At 64.6% G+C, this 18,525-nt stretch carries 17 protein-coding genes; 9 read left to right on the forward strand and 8 right to left on the reverse strand.

Features of this window, described 5'->3' with window-relative positions:
* Positions 1-6: 6 nt before the first annotated feature.
* Positions 7-258, reverse strand: a complete 252-nt coding sequence (locus EJ067_RS18140) for a hypothetical protein (RefSeq protein ID WP_126086980.1) — start codon at positions 256-258, stop codon at positions 7-9.
* A gap of 154 nt (positions 259-412) precedes the next feature.
* On the opposite strand from EJ067_RS18140, the gene EJ067_RS18145 reads away from it, so the two are divergent.
* The 5 genes from EJ067_RS18145 (at position 413) to ppa (ending at position 4,123) form a co-directional block, all read left to right on the forward strand.
* Positions 413-1,057 carry a LemA family protein gene (locus EJ067_RS18145; protein ID WP_126086981.1) on the forward strand — a complete coding sequence of 215 codons (645 nt, stop codon included), beginning with the start codon at positions 413-415 and terminating at the stop codon, positions 1,055-1,057.
* 181 nt (positions 1,058-1,238) lie between these two features.
* Entirely contained in the window at positions 1,239-2,087 is an 849-nt protein-coding gene (locus tag EJ067_RS18155; protein ID WP_126086982.1) for a YgcG family protein, read from the forward strand.
* A 5-nt stretch (positions 2,088-2,092) separates the two neighbouring features.
* Positions 2,093-2,731, forward strand: a complete 639-nt coding sequence (locus EJ067_RS18160; RefSeq protein WP_126086983.1) for a TPM domain-containing protein — start codon at positions 2,093-2,095, stop codon at positions 2,729-2,731.
* Between the two features lie 137 nt (positions 2,732-2,868).
* The gene (locus tag EJ067_RS18165; protein WP_126086984.1) at positions 2,869-3,375 is read left to right on the forward strand and encodes a GNAT family N-acetyltransferase; all 507 of its coding nucleotides are present in this window, start codon (positions 2,869-2,871) and stop codon (positions 3,373-3,375) included.
* A 214-nt stretch (positions 3,376-3,589) separates the two neighbouring features.
* Positions 3,590-4,123, forward strand: a complete 534-nt coding sequence (ppa, locus tag EJ067_RS18170) for an inorganic diphosphatase (RefSeq protein ID WP_126086985.1) — start codon at positions 3,590-3,592, stop codon at positions 4,121-4,123.
* Here the strand turns inward: ppa and EJ067_RS18175 are convergent, their stop codons facing one another.
* Positions 4,124-4,714 carry a hypothetical protein gene (locus EJ067_RS18175; RefSeq protein WP_126086986.1) on the reverse strand — a complete coding sequence of 197 codons (591 nt, stop codon included), beginning with the start codon at positions 4,712-4,714 and terminating at the stop codon, positions 4,124-4,126. It lies immediately after the preceding gene.
* Between the two features lie 146 nt (positions 4,715-4,860).
* The gene (locus EJ067_RS18180; RefSeq protein ID WP_126086987.1) at positions 4,861-5,478 is read right to left on the reverse strand and encodes a TetR/AcrR family transcriptional regulator; all 618 of its coding nucleotides are present in this window, start codon (positions 5,476-5,478) and stop codon (positions 4,861-4,863) included.
* A 77-nt stretch (positions 5,479-5,555) separates the two neighbouring features.
* On the opposite strand from EJ067_RS18180, the gene EJ067_RS18185 reads away from it, so the two are divergent.
* Positions 5,556-6,839 (forward strand): MFS transporter, encoded by a 1,284-nt coding sequence (locus EJ067_RS18185; protein ID WP_126086988.1) that lies wholly within the window; start codon positions 5,556-5,558, stop codon positions 6,837-6,839.
* 253 nt (positions 6,840-7,092) lie between these two features.
* A complete protein-coding gene (locus EJ067_RS18190; protein WP_126086989.1) occupies positions 7,093-8,667 on the forward strand; it encodes an alkaline phosphatase in 1,575 nt (524 codons plus the stop codon).
* A 39-nt stretch (positions 8,668-8,706) separates the two neighbouring features.
* On the opposite strand, the gene EJ067_RS18195 is transcribed toward EJ067_RS18190, so the two are convergent.
* The gene (locus EJ067_RS18195) at positions 8,707-8,988 is read right to left on the reverse strand and encodes a hypothetical protein (protein WP_126086990.1); all 282 of its coding nucleotides are present in this window, start codon (positions 8,986-8,988) and stop codon (positions 8,707-8,709) included.
* Positions 8,989-9,188: 200 nt separating this feature from the next.
* Between EJ067_RS18195 and typA the strand changes: the two genes are divergently transcribed.
* Entirely contained in the window at positions 9,189-11,018 is a 1,830-nt protein-coding gene (gene typA, locus EJ067_RS18200; protein ID WP_126086991.1) for a translational GTPase TypA, read from the forward strand.
* 56 nt (positions 11,019-11,074) lie between these two features.
* Here typA and EJ067_RS18205 read toward each other — a convergent pair whose 3' ends face one another.
* The 4 genes from EJ067_RS18205 to EJ067_RS18220 all read right to left on the reverse strand — a co-directional run bounded on the left by EJ067_RS18205 (position 11,075) and on the right by EJ067_RS18220 (position 13,522).
* Entirely contained in the window at positions 11,075-11,701 is a 627-nt protein-coding gene (locus EJ067_RS18205) for a DUF1062 domain-containing protein (protein ID WP_126086992.1), read from the reverse strand.
* 366 nt (positions 11,702-12,067) lie between these two features.
* The gene (locus EJ067_RS18210) at positions 12,068-12,391 is read right to left on the reverse strand and encodes a hypothetical protein (protein WP_245467985.1); all 324 of its coding nucleotides are present in this window, start codon (positions 12,389-12,391) and stop codon (positions 12,068-12,070) included.
* Between the two features lie 123 nt (positions 12,392-12,514).
* Complete coding sequence (locus EJ067_RS18215) at positions 12,515-12,955, reverse strand: hypothetical protein (RefSeq protein WP_126086994.1); 441 nt, start codon at positions 12,953-12,955, stop codon at positions 12,515-12,517.
* A 3-nt stretch (positions 12,956-12,958) separates the two neighbouring features.
* Positions 12,959-13,522, reverse strand: a complete 564-nt coding sequence (locus EJ067_RS18220) for a peroxidase-related enzyme (RefSeq protein ID WP_126086995.1) — start codon at positions 13,520-13,522, stop codon at positions 12,959-12,961.
* A gap of 121 nt (positions 13,523-13,643) precedes the next feature.
* Here EJ067_RS18220 and EJ067_RS18225 point away from each other — a divergent pair, with 121 nt between their 5' ends.
* The gene (locus EJ067_RS18225) at positions 13,644-18,410 is read left to right on the forward strand and encodes an NAD-glutamate dehydrogenase (protein ID WP_126086996.1); all 4,767 of its coding nucleotides are present in this window, start codon (positions 13,644-13,646) and stop codon (positions 18,408-18,410) included.
* Positions 18,411-18,525 lie beyond the last annotated feature (115 nt).

Below are 18,525 nucleotides of genomic sequence, written 5' to 3' on the forward strand. Positions count from 1 at the left end.
CTCTTCCTAGCCACCCTGCGTGGCGACATACACCAGCCAGGCCAGCAGCCCAATGGCGATGATGAGACCGAGCGTTCGGCCAATGCGGGTGCCCCAAACTTCGATCGGATCGGAGCGGTCGGCGTCCGCCGCGGTCACGTGGTCGCGCGCGTCCTTCGCGGCGCGGGCGACGAAGGATGCGCCGCCCGGCGTCGTCTCGCGCGCGACGCGCTCGAGGATGCGGCGCGATTCGTTCTCGTCGTCCTGGCGCTCGGCCATGGTAAATGTCCTTTCCGGCTCGGAGCTTAGCCTGTTCGGGCGCGTATTCACAGGGGCGAGCGGCAGGAGCGAGACTGCACCATCACCGGGTCATTTTCTTGCGCGCAGATTGTGGTAATGCTTCGCACGCAACTTCGATCCGAGGGGACCAATCATGTTCGCCGAACGCCTTTTTCCACCCTTCGCCTTCCGCAATCTGCCTGCCCTGCTGATGATGGCCTTCGCGCTGCCGCTGCTTGCCGGCTGCGGCTACAACACCATCCCGACGGCGGAGGAGAATGCCAGGGCGGCCTGGAGCGAGGTGCTCAACCAGTATCAGCGCCGCTCGGACCTGATCCCGAACCTTGTCGAGACGGTCAAAGGCTATGCCTCGCATGAGAAGGACACGCTCGACGCGGTGGTCCAGGCGCGTGCCAAGGCAACGCAGATCACCGTGACGCCCGAAACGCTCAAGGACCCGGAAGCGTTGAAGAAATTCCAGGATGCCCAGGCCGGGCTGACGGGCGCGCTGTCGCGGCTGATCGCGGTGTCGGAGGCCTATCCCGACCTCAAGGCCAACCAGAATTTCCTGGCGCTGCAGGCGCAGCTCGAAGGCACCGAGAACCGCATCGCGGTGGCGCGCCGCGACTATATCCAGGCAGTCAGGGACTACAATCTGACACTGAAAACCTTCCCGTCGGTGCTGTGGGCAACCTTCTGGTTCCGCGGCAACGAGCCTTTCGCCAACTTCACCGTCGAGGAAGACAAGATGCAGGTGCCGAAGGTGGATTTCGGCACGAGCACGAAGCAGGGCGGGTGAGCGCCTTCGACGGTCTTCGAAATACAATCCCGCGAGAAGACGGACCGCTGGCGTGTTGATACCCCCCTCTGTCCTGCCGGACATCTCCCCCTCAAGGGGGGAGATTGGCGGTTGCTTCGCCGGCGCCTCCTTAGCTGCGTCGAAAATTGGCGAAAGCCGAAAAGACATCCAATCTCCCCCCTTGAGGGGGAGATGTCCGGCAGGACAGAGGGGGGCGCGAAGGAACGCGTACCTCACTCTTCTCGGGGTTCTTCTCTGCCTATTTTTCCTCCCCCTCGCCGCCCTCGCCGCCAATCTTCCGCCGCTCACCGGGCGCGTGGTCGACAATGCCGGCATCATCGATGCCGGCACGCGCGCGGCGCTGACCCAAAAGCTTGCCGATTTCGAGAAGAAGGGCTCCGACCAGATCGTCGTCGCCACCATCCCCAGCCTTGGCGGCGAGGAGATCGAGCCCTACGCCAACCGCCTGTTCCGCTTCTGGAAGCTCGGCCAGGCCAAGGAGAACAACGGCGTTCTGCTGCTGGTGGCGCCGAACGACCGCAAGATGCGCATCGAGGTCGGCTATGGGCTGGAAGGCACGTTGACCGACCTGCACACCAAGCTGATCATCGAAAACGACATGGTGCCGGCCTTCCGCGCCGGCGACTTCTCCGGCGGCATCACGAAGGCCGTCGACGACATGATCATGGTGCTGGAGGGCAATCCGGAGGAGCTGGAGGCGCGCGGCAAGCGCAACGAGCAGGCGCCGTTCAACTCCGACGACCTGTTCTTCGCCATCTTCATCACCATCTGGGCGCTGATCTTCTTCGGCAGCATCGCGCTGACGGTGCTGCCGCCGATCTTCGGCCAGAGGATCGGGCCGGGCCGCTATCGCTGGCTCGGCATGACCTTCGAGCCTGGACGGCGGTCGTCGTCCAGCGGCGGCAGCTGGTCGTCAGGCGGCGGAGGCTGGTCCTCCGGAGGGGGTGGCGGCGGTTTTTCCGGCGGCGGCGGCTCGTCGGGCGGCGGCGGCTCTTCGGGAAGCTGGTGAGGACCATGGCAACGCGACCGATCAGCCCTGAGGACCATGACCGCATCGCCGAGGCGATCCGCGCCGCAGAGGCCAAGACCGCCGGCGAGATATATTGCGTGGTGGCGCAATCCAGCGACGGCTATTTCTTTCCGGCCGCGTTCGCGGCGGCTTTGGCCACGCTCATCGTCAGCCTTGCGGTCGCCTACGGGCTGGAAGCCTGGTGGCTGACCATCCGGCTGCCGCATTTCGTGCTTGCCGAGATTCTGGCGCTGGGCTGCATGCTCGCGCTTCTATGGGCGCTGCCCGGCTGGCGCATCCATCTCGTGCCGAGGCGGCTGCGCTACCAGGCGGCTCACGCCAATGCGATGAAGCAATTCCTTGCCCGCAACGTCCATCGCACGAGCGCGCGCACCGGCGTGCTGATCTTCGTCTCGATCGCCGAGCGCTATGCCGAAGTGGCCGCCGACAGCGGCATCGACGCAAAGGTCGGCCAGCATGTCTGGGACGGCGTGGTGCGGGAGCTCACCCGGCACGCCGGCGACGACCGACTCGCCGACGGTTTCGTCAAGGCGATCGAATCGGTCGGCGCGGTGCTCGCCGAGCATTTCCCGGTCACCGAAGGCGACACCAACGAGCTGGACGACCACCTCGTCGAAATCTGACCGGACCTGTCCGTAACTGCCCTGCCGAACGCCGTTTTCCGGGCTTCCGATGCCGGCAATTTCGCTTGTGCGAAAGCGCGGGCGCGACAGAGCGAACTCTTTGCAATCAGGCGAAGCGGGTCTATGGTTAACAAATCATGAACACGCTGACGATCGACATCCGCAAAGCCGACCCTCGCGATGCACCCGCCATCGCCGAAGTGCATCAGGAAGCGTGGCGCGGCGCCTATTGCGGCATCATCCCGCACCGCACGCTGACGGCCATGATCAATCGCCGTGGCCCGGACTGGTGGGCGAACGCGATTCGCCGCGCGGCCACGGTGCTGGTCGTCGAGATCGGCGGCACGATCGCCGGCTACGCCACGATCGGCAAGAACCGCGCCCGCGAACTCAGGCAGCAGGGCGAGATCTATGAACTTTACCTGCGGCCGGAGTACCAGGGCATCGGGCTTGGCAGCCGGCTGTTCAAGGCGGCGCGGACGCGCCTTGCCGACCATGGCCTCAAAGGCCTGGTGGTGTGGGCGCTGGAAGACAATCACAACGCCTTGGCCTTCTATGCCGGCAATGGCGGCCGCGACATCGCCGAAGGCGTCGAGGTCTTCGAGCAGAAGGCGCTGAAGAAAGTCGCCTTCGTCTGGGAATGACGGGACACCGTCAAAGCGCGTCGCGCCGCGACGCGCCTTAAGTTTCTGTCTCGACGCATGTCGTTCTCCCCAAAACCGCTGCGCACTTTTGGCCGACATGCATTACAACCCATCACAAACTGTGCGCTTCCAATAGCGTTCAGCACCATTCGCCGCATTGCACCATGACGCGTGTCCCGCTATCGATCTCACAAGATTGAGAGGGATTTGCGCCATGCGTATCGAAGCCGTGCCCACCGGGAAGAACCCGCCTGACGACATCAACGTCATCATCGAGGTGCCGATCGGCGGCGAGCCGATCAAGTACGAGATGGACAAGGAGGCCGGCACGCTGTTCGTCGACCGCTTCTTGCACACCTCCATGCGCTATCCCGGCAATTACGGCTTCGTGCCGCACACGCTGTCGGGCGACGGCGATCCGATCGACGTGCTGGTCTGCAACACGCGCGCGCTGGTGCCGGGCTGCGTCATCAATGTGCGCCCGATCGGCGTGCTGATCATGGAAGACAATGCCGGCCAGGACGAGAAGGTGATCGCGGTGCCGTCGCCGAAGCTGACGCTGCGCTACGAGAACGTCACCGAATACACGCATCTGCCGGAAATCACCCGCCAGCAGGTGCAGCACTTCTTCGAGCACTACAAGGACCTCGAGCCCGGCAAATGGGTCAAGATCGAGGGCTGGCACGATTCCAAATACGCCAAGAAGATGATCGTCGACGCAATCGAGCGGGCGAAGGCCAGCAAATAATCAGTTGTCGACCCGGCCGAAGTCGGGGACGTTGCCGATCAGCTCGCGCTTGTCCTTGCCGCAAGCAAAGCTCTTCGCCTTTTCGTCGGCGAGCTTGCGCGCCTGGTCGTTGGCCTCGGCATTGCCGGTGGCGAGCACCAGGCCGATGGTGCAGCCCTCATGCTCCTCCGGCTGCGCGACCTTGGCGACAACCAGCACCTCGGTCGGCTTGTTCTCGTTTTCGGGATTGCTGATCTCGCGGCGGTGAATGACGGCGAAGGGGATGGCCTTGTCGCCGTTGGTTTCGATGCGCCACTCGACCTTGGCTCCAGAGGAATTGAAGGCGGAAAAGCTTTCCCACACCGCGGTCATGTCGTCGGAGGGAAAGCCGTAATAGACGGACTCGCGCGCGTCGTCGTAGCCGACCAGCACCGGATAGCCGCGATAGCCCGCGCAGGCGAGGCTCGCCCAATCGCCGTCGCCTTCTTCCGCCTGTGCATAGGTGACGCAATCCTTCTTCCAGTCGAGATCGGTGTAGGCGCTGGAAATGTCGCCGGCATGCGCTGCCGGGCACAAAGCGACAAGGCCAAGAAGGATCAGAAGCGCACGCATTGCGGGACATCTCCGGTGAAGGTCGCCGCAGCCTAGAGCAATCCCAGGAAAAGTGTGAGCGGTTTTCCGTCCGGAATTGCGTAAAAACAAGGAGATAGGGCGTTTCGCCGTTTCCGTGAAACGGTGAAACGCGCTAGCGCCAATCGCTATTTCTTCAAGCTGGCTTCGATCAGCAGATCGGCGTTGCGGGCGACCGACGCCGCCGGTCCGCCGAGGCCGAACAACTGGCCGCTGATATAGGCGCCCTCGATCAACAGCAGCAGTCCGTCGCCGAGCGTGTCGGCATCCGCCGCGCCCATCGCCGCCGCCATGGCGCGCAGGCGACGGCGCAGTTCGACTTTGTTGTTCTCGCTCACCACCCGCGCCGGATGACCGTGCTCGGGATACTCGACCGCCGCATTGGTCATGCCGCAGCCGCGATAGTCCGGCTTCTGCGTGCGCTTGCCGACGCGGGTGAGGAAGGCGACGATCTGGGCGCGCGGATTGCCGGGATGCGCGTCGACGGCTTCGTCGAAACGCTCCCAGAATTCCAGGTCATACTTGCGCAGATAAGAGGCGGCGAGCTCGTCCTTGGACGGGAAGGTGCGGTAGAGGCTGGGCTTGGTGACGCCGGCGCGCTTGACGATCTCGTCGACGCCGATCGCGCGGATGCCTTCGCGATAGAACAGGTCGCGCGCCACGTCGAGGATCTTGTCGGCGGCCTTCGGATGCGCTGGCGCGTGATCCCCGCTGATGGATGCTTCAATTTTTTTGTCCGATGGCATGCAACGACTCGCTTGACAATGTTACTGACCGGTACGTATTCATAGCGCCATCTAATTGCAACGTACCGGTCAGTAACATGATAGCTCAGTCTCGTCCGTTTGGCCAGCGCTACGCTTTCGTCGTGGTCGGCGTCATCTTTCTCTGCCTGCTGATCGCCGCCGGGCTGCGATCCGCGCCGTCGGTGATGATGCTGCCGCTGGAGGAGAGCTTCGGCTGGCGGCGCGATGTCGTCTCGCTGGCTGCAGCGGTCGGCATCTTCCTCTATGGCCTGACCGGGCCGTTTGCCGCCGCGCTGATGGAGCGGATCGGGCTGCGCCGCACGCTGCTTGCGTCGCTGCTGGTGATGTCGGGTTCGACGGCGCTCAGCCTGCTGATGACCAAGCCATGGCATCTGCTGATCACATGGGGCGTGTTTTCCGGCATCGGCTCGGGTGCGGTCGCTACAGTGCTCGGCGCCACCATCGTCAATCGCTGGTTCAAGACCAATCGCGGCCTGGTGATGGGGCTGATGTCAGCCTCAAGCGCCACCGGCCTGCTGGTATTCCTGCCGCTGCTCGCCTCGTTGGCCCAGGCGGGCGGCTGGAAGCCGGTCGCCATCGCCATCGCTATCGCCACCGCCGCCCTGGTGCCGCTGGTCTATCTACTGGTGCCGGAGCGCCCGGCCTCGATCGGCCAGGTGCGCTATGGCGCCGACGCCGACGATGTGCCGCCAGTGTCGCCGGCCTCGCAAGGCAATTTCCTGGCGCATACGCTCAACACGCTGCGCCGCGCCGCCGGCACGCGCGTATTCTGGTACCTGTTCGCCACCTTCTTCATCTGCGGCTTCACCACCAACGGTCTCGTCGGCACGCATCTCATCTCCTTCTGCGGCGACATGGGGATCGGCGAGGTGCAGGCGGCCGGCTTGTTGTCGCTGATGGGGATTTTCGACCTGATCGGCACGACGCTGTCCGGCTGGCTCACCGACCGCTTCGACCCGCGCAAGCTGCTCGGCGTCTACTATGCGATCCGCGGACTGTCGCTGATCTACCTGCCCTATTCCGGCTTCTCGGCGGTCAGCCTGATCATCTTCGCCGTGCTCTATGGGCTCGACTGGATCGCCACCGTGCCGCCGACGCTGCGGCTGGCCAACGAAGCCTTCGGCGACCGCAGCGGCCCGATCGTGTTCGGCTGGATCGTCGCCGGCCACCAGGTGGGTGCGGCCGCGGCTGCTGCCTTCGGCGGCACCATGCGCGAGCTGCAGGGCAACTACGAGCTCGCCTTCCTGATCGCCGGCATGACGGGCATCGCGGCGGCCTGTATCTCGCTGCTGATCAACACGAGCAGGCCGGCCTTCGAGCCGGAGCCGCAGGCGGCGTAGGGCGCGACTTTTCCTTCTCCCCTTGTGGGAGAAGGTGTCGCCGAAGGCGACGGATGAGGGGTGCTCCAGGGAACGCCACCGTCTCACTCAGTCGCGCACCCCTCATCCGTCTCGGCGCCGCGCGCCGATCCACCTTTTCCCGCAAGGGGAGAAGGAAAAGTGCACTGTTATCAAAACTTCATGGTTCCGATATGCGCCTGAAACATTGAGGCGAGAGCTTGGCGGTCGCGTTCAATGCCATCCGGAGACAGCCATGAACAAGCTCTCGTTGACCCGCCGCGCTTTCGTCACTTCGGCCAGCGCCTTTGGCCTTGTCGGCGCCTCCGGCCTCGCGCTGCCCTATTATTCCCGCGCCAGCCAGCGCCCGGCCTTCACCCACGGCGTCCAGTCCGGCGATGTCGACGCCACCTCCGGCATGGTCTGGACGCGCACCGATCGCCCGGCGCGCGTCATGTATGAAGTGTCGACGACGGAAAGCTTCACTGACGCGACAAAGCTGGCGCCGCTCGATACCTCGCCCGCCAGCGACTACACCGTGAAGCGGCTGCTCACCGACCTCGCCGCCGACCAGGATATCTTCTACCGCATGGTCGCCGCCGATCTTTCCGACATCAATGCCGTCTCCGAGCCGATCGTCGGCCGCTTCCGCACCGCGCCGGCCTCCAAGCGCGACGTGCGCTTCGCCTGGTCCGGCGACACCGCCGGACAGGGCTGGGGCATCGACGAGACCGGCATGAAGACCTATTCCACCATCGCCAAGCACACGCCTGACTTCTTCCTGCATTCCGGCGACACGATCTATGCCGACGGCGCGATGAAGGACGAGGTCGACCTGCCCGGCGGCGGCAAGTGGAAGAACGTCGTCATGATCGACGGCAAGCGCAAGGTCGCCGAGACGCTGGACGAGTACCGCGACCAGTGGAAGTACAACATGTTGGACAAGCATGTGCTTGGCCTCTCCGCCATCTGCCCGACCTTCTACCAGTGGGACGACCACGAGGTGCTGAACAACTGGTCGGATTCGAAGGACCTGACCGCCGACAACCGCTACACGGAAAAGTCCATCCATGTGCTGGCGGCCCGCGCGGCGCGCGCCTTCCACGAGATGACGACCATCCGCTACGAGCCGTCGGAGCCCGGCCGCGTCTACCGCAAGATCGCCCACGGCCCGCTGCTCGACGTATTCTTCCTCGACATGCGCTCCTATCGCGGGCCGAACGGTCCGGGCATGGAGGAAACGCTGACGCCGAAGTCGCGCATGCTCGGCGAGCAGCAGACCAAGTGGCTGAAGCGGGAACTGGCCAATTCCAAGGCGACGTGGAAGATCATCGCCGCCGACATGCCTCTTGGCCTGGTCGTATGGAACGACGCCACCAAGAAGGCCGGCGCCGAGGCGGTCAGCAATGGCGACAATGGCGCGCCGAAGGGCCGCGAGCTCGAATTCGCCGATCTGCTGCGCTACATCAAGAACGCCGGCATCACCAACACGGTATGGCTCACCGCCGACGTGCACTACACGGCGGCGCATTACTACAACCCCGACAAGGCGCAGTTCCAGGATTTCAACCCGTTCTGGGAATTTGTCTCCGGCCCGATCCATGCCGGCACATTCGGCCCCAACGACCTCGACATGACGTTCGGGCCGGAGCTGAAGTTCATCAAGGCGCCGACCGCCGAGCAGGGCCAGAACCTGCCGCCGTCCGCCGGGCTGCAGTTCTTCGGGCTGGTCGATATTTCCGGCGCCACCGAGCAGCTCACCGTGCGGCTGATGGATCGCGACGACAACGAACTCTACAAGGTCACGCTCGATCCGGTGCGCTCGGCTTGAGGCTCTTTTCCTGGGAGACGACGACCGCGGAAGCGGTCGTCAATCCGGATAGCAGGTCGCTGGAACGTTCGGCCAGACGGCTGTATCGCAGTTGGCGGCCTTCTGGCGCTGCTTGAAGGCGGCGCTGACCGGGCCGGTGACGATCGGGTCGACACCGTCAGGGGCGTCGGCGAACATCTGCTGCGCGGTCTTGGCGTCAGGCGGTGAGATCGGGTCAGCTTCCCTCAGAGCCGTCGCCGACTGCGCCACACCGGCCGCAAGCAGCACGCCAAGCGCTGCCCATGCCAAAACCGGACGCAATCTGGACATCTGATCGGTCATGAACATCGAACCGCCCAACCCTTCAAAGGTTCCGCCTTGGTTAATGGAATCATTTCACCCCAAGACGTTTAAGAATCAGTGACCATGTATTTGGGGTGGGGCCTCCCCTTTCGCAATTGCGAAAAACCTTGTATGAGCCGCGCAACCGAAAAAGGCGGCGCTTTTGGGCCTGCTGCCTGCAACGCTCCCGAGACCAGACAATGAACCTCCGCAATATCGCGATCATCGCGCATGTCGACCATGGGAAAACCACGCTCGTCGACCAGCTCCTGAAACAGTCCGGCGCCTTCCGCGACAACCAGCGCGTGGCCGAGCGCGCCATGGATTCCAACGACCTCGAAAAGGAACGCGGCATCACCATCCTCGCCAAGGCGACCTCGGTCGACTGGAAGGGCACCCGCATCAACATCGTCGACACGCCCGGACACGCCGATTTCGGCGGCGAGGTCGAACGCATCCTGTCGATGGTGGATTCGGCGATCGTGCTCGTCGACGCCGCCGAAGGGCCGATGCCGCAGACCAAGTTCGTCGTCGGCAAGGCGCTCAAGGTGGGTCTGCGGCCAATCGTCGTCATCAACAAGATCGACCGGCCGGACGCCCGCCACATCGAGGTGGTCAACGAGGTGTTCGACCTGTTCGCCGCGCTCGACGCCACCGACGAGCAGCTCGATTTCCCGATCCTCTACGGTTCCGGCCGCGACGGCTGGGTATCCGAGAATCCCGAAGGCCCGAAGGACCAGGGCCTGGCGCCGCTGTTCGACCTGGTCGTCAAGCATGTGCCGGCGCCGACGGTGCATCCCGGTCCGTTCCGCATGATCGGCACCATCCTGGAAGCCAACCCGTTCCTCGGCCGCATCATCACCGGCCGCATCGAGTCCGGCACGCTCAAGCCCAACCAGGCGGTCAAGGTGCTGCACCATGACGGCACGCAGATCGAAACCGGACGCATCTCGAAAATCCTCGCCTTCCGCGGCCTTGAGCGCCAGCCGATCGAGGAAGCGCAGGCGGGCGACATCGTCGCCATCGCCGGCCTGTCGAAGGGCACTGTCGCCGACACCTTCTGCGATCCGAGCGTGACCGAGCCGCTGCACGCGCAGCCGATCGACCCGCCGACGGTGACGATGTCCTTCCTGGTCAACGACAGCCCGCTTGCCGGCACCGAGGGCGACAAGGTGACCAGCCGCGTCATCCGCGACCGCCTGCTGCGCGAGGCCGAAGGCAATGTGGCGCTGAAGATCGAGGAATCGGCGGAGAAGGATTCCTTCTTTGTCTCCGGTCGCGGCGAATTGCAGCTTGCGGTGCTGATCGAGACGATGCGCCGCGAAGGTTTCGAGATCGCCGTGTCACGGCCGCGCGTCGTCATGCAGAAGGGCGAGAACGGCGAATTGCTCGAGCCGGTCGAGGAAGTCGTCATCGACGTCGACGAGGAGCATGCCGGCGTCGTCGTGCAGAAGATGTCGGAGCGCAAGGCCGAGATGGTCGAGTTGCGTCCTTCCGGCGGCAACCGCCAGCGTCTCGTTTTCCATGCGCCGACGCGCGGCCTGATCGGCTACCAGTCGGAATTGTTGACCGACACGCGCGGTACCGCGGTGATGAACCGGCTGTTTTATGCCTACGAGCCGTACAAGGGTGAGCTGCCCGGCCGCACCAACGGCGTGCTGATCTCCAACGAGCAGGGCGAGTCGGTCGCCTATGCGATGTGGAACCTGGAAGACCGCGGCCCGATGATCATCGATCCGGGCGTCAAGGTCTATCAGGGCATGATCATCGGCATCCATTCTCGCGACAACGACCTCGAGGTCAATGTGCTGAAGGGCAAGAAGCTCACCAACATCCGTGCCGCCGGCAAGGACGAGGCGGTGAAGCTCACCCCGCCGGTGCGCATGACGCTGGAGCGCGCGCTGGCCTGGATCCAGGACGACGAGCTGGTCGAGGTGACGCCGAAGACCATCCGGCTCAGGAAGCTCTATCTCGATCCGAACGAGCGCAAGCGCTTCGAGAAGGCGGCCAAGGTGATGGGGGCGGCGTAAGCCTCTTTCGCAGGCGGTCATTGGGGGAGGGGGCAATTGCTCCCTCCCTTTTCATTTCATCCGCATGCAGCCGATAGGATGGCGTCGCGATCGGCTTCGCCGGCAAGATCGATGCGGATCGCCGTGCCGTCGCGCGCCGGCCTGCGCAGGACTCTGGCACCATCCGGTTCGATAGCGAGCGACTGCCGTTCTTGCCAGGCTTGAAGCCTCGACCGCGAGATGCCGAGCTCTCCGGCGAGCAGACGGTCGAGCCGCAAGGGTGTCGCGGCGTCGAGCCGAAGCTCGAGCATAAGCGCGCTGGCGCATTCCGGCCTGCCATCCAGAAGCTGCCTTTGGACCGTGACGTCAGAAAATTCCTCGATCCGACCGATCTGCTTCCGCAGCGCGGCGGCATCGAGCGCGTGGCATCGCACGAGCGTCGGGTCGTTGCTTTCGAGCGCCATAAGCAGCGCCGGCGCGATATCGCGGCGGTTGCGACGCTCCAGGATAGAAAAATTCCAGGAGTTGTCGCAGTCCGTGCAGCGGTAGATCAGCCAGGCGTCGATGCGCTTGCCGTTGGCGTTGACACGGAATTTTCCGCTGCATCGATAGGGGATCACGCCGCCGCAGCGATTGCAGTTGATGAGAGGTCGAGGCGCGATTTCGGGCACGATCGCCCAGCGGATACGCAACAGTCCAGACATGCCGGAAGGCCCTTCCCGTCGGGAAGTCCTTCAGGCCGGCGATGTCCGAGATGCCCATCAGGCACGGCGTGGCAAAAGGGCTGTGATGGTTGGAAGTCAGGCGTCGGCGAGTTGCGCGCGACGGCGGCTCAGCAATGCCAAACCGGTCTCGAAACCGCCGCCTGAAGAACACATGAAGATGATGCAGGCGCCGCCAAAAGCTGCGTCCGCGGTGCTTCGGGGGGTAGACGAGACCGGCGGTTACTGAGGCAAAGCGAAGCTCGAAATGGACAAGAGGTCGGCTCTTCTAGCCGTGCAAAGCCGGGCGGGCAAGACCGGCGCGCTGCCCGCCTTCCCCGCTGTGGCGATCGCCGACGCTTCCGAGTGCTACATCACCTCGATGATCGGCGCGATCTCGACGCTGAAGGCAGGGTTCGTCAGGATCGGGCAATCCCTGGCCTTGGCGACGGCATCGTCGATGTCCTTCGCCTCGACGATCGTATAGCCGGCGGTCGGATTGCTGCCGCCATTGTTTTCGACCGTGCCGCCGGGCAGCACTGTCTTCGACATGCCGACGGGATTGCCGCCGTCGACGACGGCGGTGCCCAGCTTGTCATACCAGCCGGTCCAGGCATCCATCGCCGCTTTCCGTTCGGCCTCGTCGGTCGGCATCTTGCCGGAGCCGTGATAGACATAGAGATATTTCGCCATGTTCTTCCTCCCTTGTCGGCGGCGTCGAACCGGCATGCGGCCACGCCGCAATCGTTGATCATCGGACCAAAGCGGCGAACATGCAATGAGAATGCGCTAACGCTAATATGAGGCGGCGAGCGGCTAGACCTTGTCCAAAAGGTCCATGCTATCGGACGTGCCTACCTTCCAGCCGGCGAAACATCCCAGGACGCCGCAATGCGAGCATCGAACCCCGACATAAAGCCAGCGAATGCCTCCACGTCCCGGATAGATGGAGAACCCGACGCCAACGTTTGTGGCTTCGGAACCGCATTCGATACAGATCCAGCCTTCCGGGTCGGCATCATCCCAAAACTTGTCGCTGTCGCAGATAAGATGCTCGGACCCGCAGACCGTGCACTTCCGTCGTGCTACGCCCTCATCATCGTCGGCATCGAGAAGAAACGAGGTGGAACCGCAGCTGCATCGTGCGAGCCTGAAGTCGTGGACTTCGTAGCCTTCGCTTGCGTAGCTCTCCAGGTATTCCGCGATATCGTTCGGTTCGCTGCCAACCCACCACTCGCCGGAAGTGTCTATTGTCATGCCTCACCTTGCCATGGGGTGGTATTCGGGGTTCGGCCGCATGTCGACGGCGGCCGCCACCCGGTTGGACATGTTGAAGAAGGCGGCGGTCGAGGCGATGTCCCAGATGTCGCGATCGCTGAAGCCGGCCTGCCGCAATGCGGCGCGGTCGGCCTCGACGATCCTGGCCGGCTCCTCCGTCAGCTTGACCGCGAATTCCAGCATCGCCTTCTGCCGCTCGGACAGGTCGGCGGCGCGGAAATTCATCGCCATCATCTCGCCCAGCGCCGGATCGCCCGAAAGCCGGCGCACCGCCGCGCCATGCGCGGTCAGGCAGTAGTAGCAATGGTTGATCGAGGAGACGACGACCGCGATCATCTCGCGCTCCAGCTTCGACAGGCCGGAATCGCCCAGCATCAAATCGTTGTACATGTCGGTGAAGGCGCGCAGCTTCTTCTCGTCGAAGGCGTAGGCCAGAAGCACGTTGGGCACGAGGCCGAGCTTCTCCTCGCATTTGGCGAAATAGGCCGTCGTCGCTTCGCTGAGCTCCGCCTGGACAAGGTCGAGCGCGGTAATCCTGTCGGTCACGATGGTTCTCCTCGCAAGACGTCGGTTCGAATTTTTTAATGCGTCGTCAAACCTTTGTCGCCAAACGGCGGTCATCTGCTACCATAGTCGCAAAAGCATACGACGGGAGGGAATAAGCGTCATGGCCAGCGTGAAATCCAAGCCGAAGAAGAAAGTCGCCGCGAAAGCGGAAGAAAAGCCCGCGAGGCTTGCCGACCACCTGCTTGCCCGGGCGCCGGCCGAGGATATCGCGGCCTATGATGTAGCCGACCTGGAACGCGCCGCCGATCTCGCCAGCCGGGCCGTCGCCCGCCACAGGAAGGGCGAGAGCGTCGTCGCCGTCGAGGCCGATTCCGGCGTTTCCTGCGGCGGCAGGCCGGTCACGGTCATCACGGTCGTCAACGACAACATGCCGTTCCTGTTCGATTCCATTCTCGGCGAGATCGCCGAGACGTCCAGCCAGCCGACGCTCGTCACCCATCCGATCGTCACCGTGCGGCACGACGAGAGCGGCGTCGTGCAGCTCCCGGGCGACAGCGGCAAGGAGGATGACGACCGGCTGAGCGTCGTTCATGTCCATATCCCGCGGCTGAGCGCGGAACAGGCGGCTGGGCTCACCGAGCGGCTGTGCAAGATGCTCGGCCAGGTTCGCGCCGCCGTCACCGACTGGAAGCGGATGCTTGCCCGCCTCGACCAGGCCATTTCCGAATTCCGCTATTCGGCCGTGCCGCTCGACAAGAAAAGCGTCGCCGAGGCGATCGCCTTCCTCGAATGGCTGCGCGACGACAATTTCACCTTCCTCGGCATGCGCGAGTTCAAATATGTCGGCGGGCAGGAGAGCGGGACGCTGGAGCGCGCCGACAAGCCCGGCCTCGGCATCTTGTCGGATCCTGACGTGCTGGTTCTCAGGCGCGGCACCGAGGCGGTGACGACGACGCCGGAAATCCGCGCCTTCCTGCACGGGCCCGAGCCGCTGATCGTCACCAAGGCGAACGCCAAGTCCTCGGTGCATCGCCGCATCTATCTCGACTATATCGGCGTCAAGACCTACACCGCCAAGGGAGCGCTCGCCGGCGAGTTGCGCATCGTCGGCCTGTTCACCTCGACCGCCTACACGCGCTCGGTGATGAAGATCCCCTATCTGCGCTCGAAGGCCGAGACGGTCATCGCGAAATCCGGTTTCGACCCGCATGATCATTCGGGCAAGGCGCTGATCAACACGCTGGAAAGCTATCCGCGCGACGAGCTGTTCCAGGTCTCGGTGCCGATCCTGCGCAAGCACGCCAGCGCCATCCTCGGGCTGATCGAGCGGCCGCGGGTGCGGGCGCTGGTGCGCGTCGACCAGTTCGATCGCTTCGTCTCCGTCATCGTCTTCGTGCCGCGCGACCGCTACGACAGCGTCGTGCGCGAGAAGATCGGCGCCTATCTCAAGACGGTGTTCGAGGGGCGGCTCTCGGCTTACTATCCGGCCTTCCCGGAAGGCGGGCTGGCGCGCGTCCATTTCATCATCGGCCGCTCCGGCGGCAAGACGCCGAAGGTCGATCAGGCGACGATCGAGGCGGCGCTGCGCGACATCGTGCGCACCTGGGAGGACGCGCTTTCCGAGGCGGCCGAAGCGGCCGGAAGCGATCCGGCGCTGAAGGCAATCGCGGCGCGCTTCCCTGAAAGCTACCGCGATACCTTTACCGCCGCTGTGGCGCTGGCCGATGCCGGGCGCATCGCCAGGATCGGCGCCGCCAATCCGATCGCCATCGACTATTACCGCCATGGTGACCAGAAAGCGCACCAGGCGTCGCTGAAGATCTATCACTATGGCAGCCCGGTGGCGCTGTCGCGGCGCGTGCCGGTGCTGGAAAATGTCGGCTTCCGCGTCATCAGCGAACGCACCTTCGAGGTCCGCGACGATACGGCCGACGAGGTGTTCATCCACGACATGGAACTGGAGAACAGCTACGGCAAGCCGATCGACCTCGCCGACGGCGGCGCGCTGTTCGAGGATGCCTTCCTTTCGGTCTGGCGCGGCGATGTCGACAACGACGCCTATAACGGCCTTGCCCAGACCGCCGGCCTGTGGTCGGGCGAGATCACCATCCTGCGCGCCTATGGCCGTTACCTGCAGCAGGCCGGCATCCCGCAGAGCCAGGATTTCATCGCCGCCGCGCTCAACCGCTATCCGGAGATCGCGCGTGGGCTGCATCAGCTGTTCGTCGCCCGCCTCGGGCCGAAGGCCGAAACCGAAGGCGTGGTGGCCGCCAAGCACCTCAAGGCCAAGATCAAGGATGCGCTGGAAGAGGTCCCCAACATCGACGACGACACCATCATCCGCCGCTACCTCAACCTGATCGAAGCTTCGCTGCGCACCAATCATTTCGTAGCCGATACGAAAGAGAAGGGGCAGTCGCTGGCCATCAAGCTCGACTCGCAGGCCGTCGACGGCCTGCCGGCGCCGCGGCCCTGGCGCGAGATCTTCGTCTACGGCTCCGAGGTCGAGGGCGTGCATCTGCGCTTCGGTCCGGTGGCGCGCGGCGGCCTGCGCTGGTCGGACCGCGCCCAGGACTACCGCACGGAGGTGCTGGGTCTGGTCAAGGCGCAGCAGGTCAAGAACGCGGTCATCGTGCCGGTCGGCGCCAAGGGCGGCTTCTATCCAAAGCATCTGCCGGTCGGCGGCACTCGCGACGCGATCTTCGAGGCCGGCACCTCGGCCTACAAGAATTTCGTCTCCAGCCTGCTTTCGATCACCGACAATATCGGTGTCGAAGGCGTCATCCCGCCGGCCGGCGTGGTGCGGCGCGATCCTGACGATCCCTATTTCGTCGTCGCCGCCGACAAGGGCACGGCGACGTTCTCCGACACCGCCAACGCCATTTCCGAGAAACACGGCTTCTGGCTCGACGATGCCTTCGCCAGCGGCGGCTCGGCCGGCTACGACCACAAGAAGATGGGCATCACCGCCAAGGGCGCGTGGGAAGCGGTGAAGCGGCATTTCCGCGAGATGAACCGCGACATCCAGACCTCGCCCTTCACCGTGGTCGGCGTCGGCGACATGTCGGGCGACGTGTTCGGCAACGGCATGCTTTTGTCGCCGGCGACCAGGTTGATCGCCGCCTTCGACCATCGCGATATCTTCATCGATCCCGATCCGGACATGGCGGCTTCGCTGGCTGAGCGGCAGCGCATGTTCGCGCTGCCGCGCTCGTCATGGCAGGACTATGACAAGTCGAAACTGTCGGAAGCCGGCGTCATCGTCTCGCGCAGCCAGAAGTCGATCACGCTGCCGGCGGCGGCCGCGGCCGCGATCGGTCTCGGCAAGACCACGGCGACGCCGGTCGAGATCATGAACGCCATTCTCAAGGCGCCGGTAGATCTTCTGTGGTTCGGCGGCATCGGCACCTATGTCCGGGGCTCAGGCGAGACCAACCAGGATGTCGGCGACCGCGCCAACGACGCCATCCGCGTCACCGCGCTCGAGGTGCGCGCCAAGGTCATCGGCGAGGGCGCCAATCTCGGCGTCACGCAGCGGGCGCGCATCGAATTCGGCATGAATGGCGGCCGCTGCAATTCCGACGCCATCGACAATTCGGGCGGCGTCAACTGCTCCGACGTCGAGGTCAACATCAAGATCGCGCTGGCGTCGGCCATGCGCAAAGGCTCGCTGGCGAGACCGGCGCGCAACAAGCTGCTCGCCGAAATGACCGAGGAGGTCGGCGGGCTGGTGCTCTCCAACAACTACCAGCAGACGTTGGCGCTTTCGCTGGCGCGCAAGCGCGGGCTGGCCGACATAGCGCATCAGGCGCGTTTCATGACGGCGCTTGAAGCGCGGGGCCCGCTCGACCGCGCGGTCGAGACGCTGCCCTCGCCGGCCGCGCTTGCCGAGCGCGAGGCGCGCGGGGAGCCGCTGACCAGGGCCGAGCTCGGCGTGCTGCTTGCCTATGCCAAGATCGTTCTGTTCTCCGACATCGTCGCCAGCGACGTGCCGGACGATCCGCATTTCGACCGCGACCTGATGGGCTATTTCCCGGAGCGCATGGCGAAGAAATTCGCCGGCGAAATCCGCGACCACCGGCTGCGGCGCGAGATCATAGCGCGTGTCGTCGCCAACGATCTGGTCAATCGCGGCGGGCCGTCTTTCGTCAACCGCCTGCAGGAAGCCACGGGGCGCAGCGCGGCCGACGTCGTCCGCACCTTCGCCGTGGTCCGCGACGGCTTCGCGCTGCCGGCGCTCTATCGCGAAATCGACGCGCTCGACAACCAGATCGACGGCCAGATGCAACTCGATCTCTACCAGTCGGTTAGCCGGCTCATCTTCGTGACCAGCGGCTGGTACCTGAAGAATGACTTGGACTCGGTACCGCTCGGCCAGCGCATCGCCGAGCTGCAGGAGGCGCGCAAGGCTTTGGAGCCGAAGCTCACCGCGCTGCTGCCGGCCTTCTCGCGCGAGCGGATCGAGGAGCGGCGGCACGGCCTGTTCAAGGGCGGCGCGCCCGAGAAACTGGCCGAGAAGCTGGCGCTCGCCGAGGTTGGTGAACTGATTCCGGACATCGCGCTCACCGCGCGCACGGCCAATGCCGACATCGTCAGCGCGGCCAAGGCCTTCTTCGCCGTCAGCGATGCCTTCCGCATTCCGCGCGTCGAGGAAGCCGCGCGTTCGATCATGCCGCCGGACTACTACGACCAGCTTGCGCTGTCGCGCGCCTCCGACACCATCGGCGCTGCAAGGCGCGGCATCGCCGTTGCGGCGCTCACCGCCCACGGCAAGGCGGCGGATGCGGTGGCGGCCTGGCTGGAGGCCGGCGGCGAGCGCGTCGCGCGCATCCGCGAGCGGCTACAGGCGCTGACCGAAGGCGGCGAGATCACCGTGTCGCGGCTCTCGGTGGCATCCGGGCTGATGAGCGACCTGACGGGGATGTGAGCTTACGCTCCCCCCATGCGGGAGGGTCGCTGCGAAGCAGCGGGGCGGGGGTGGGGCGCTGACCCCCACCCGGACCTGCGATCCGACCTCCCCACAAGGGAGAGGTAGGGGGCGG

Source organism: Mesorhizobium sp. M1D.F.Ca.ET.043.01.1.1 (assembly GCF_003952385.1).
In the GTDB taxonomy this organism is placed as follows: domain Bacteria; phylum Pseudomonadota; class Alphaproteobacteria; order Rhizobiales; family Rhizobiaceae; genus Mesorhizobium.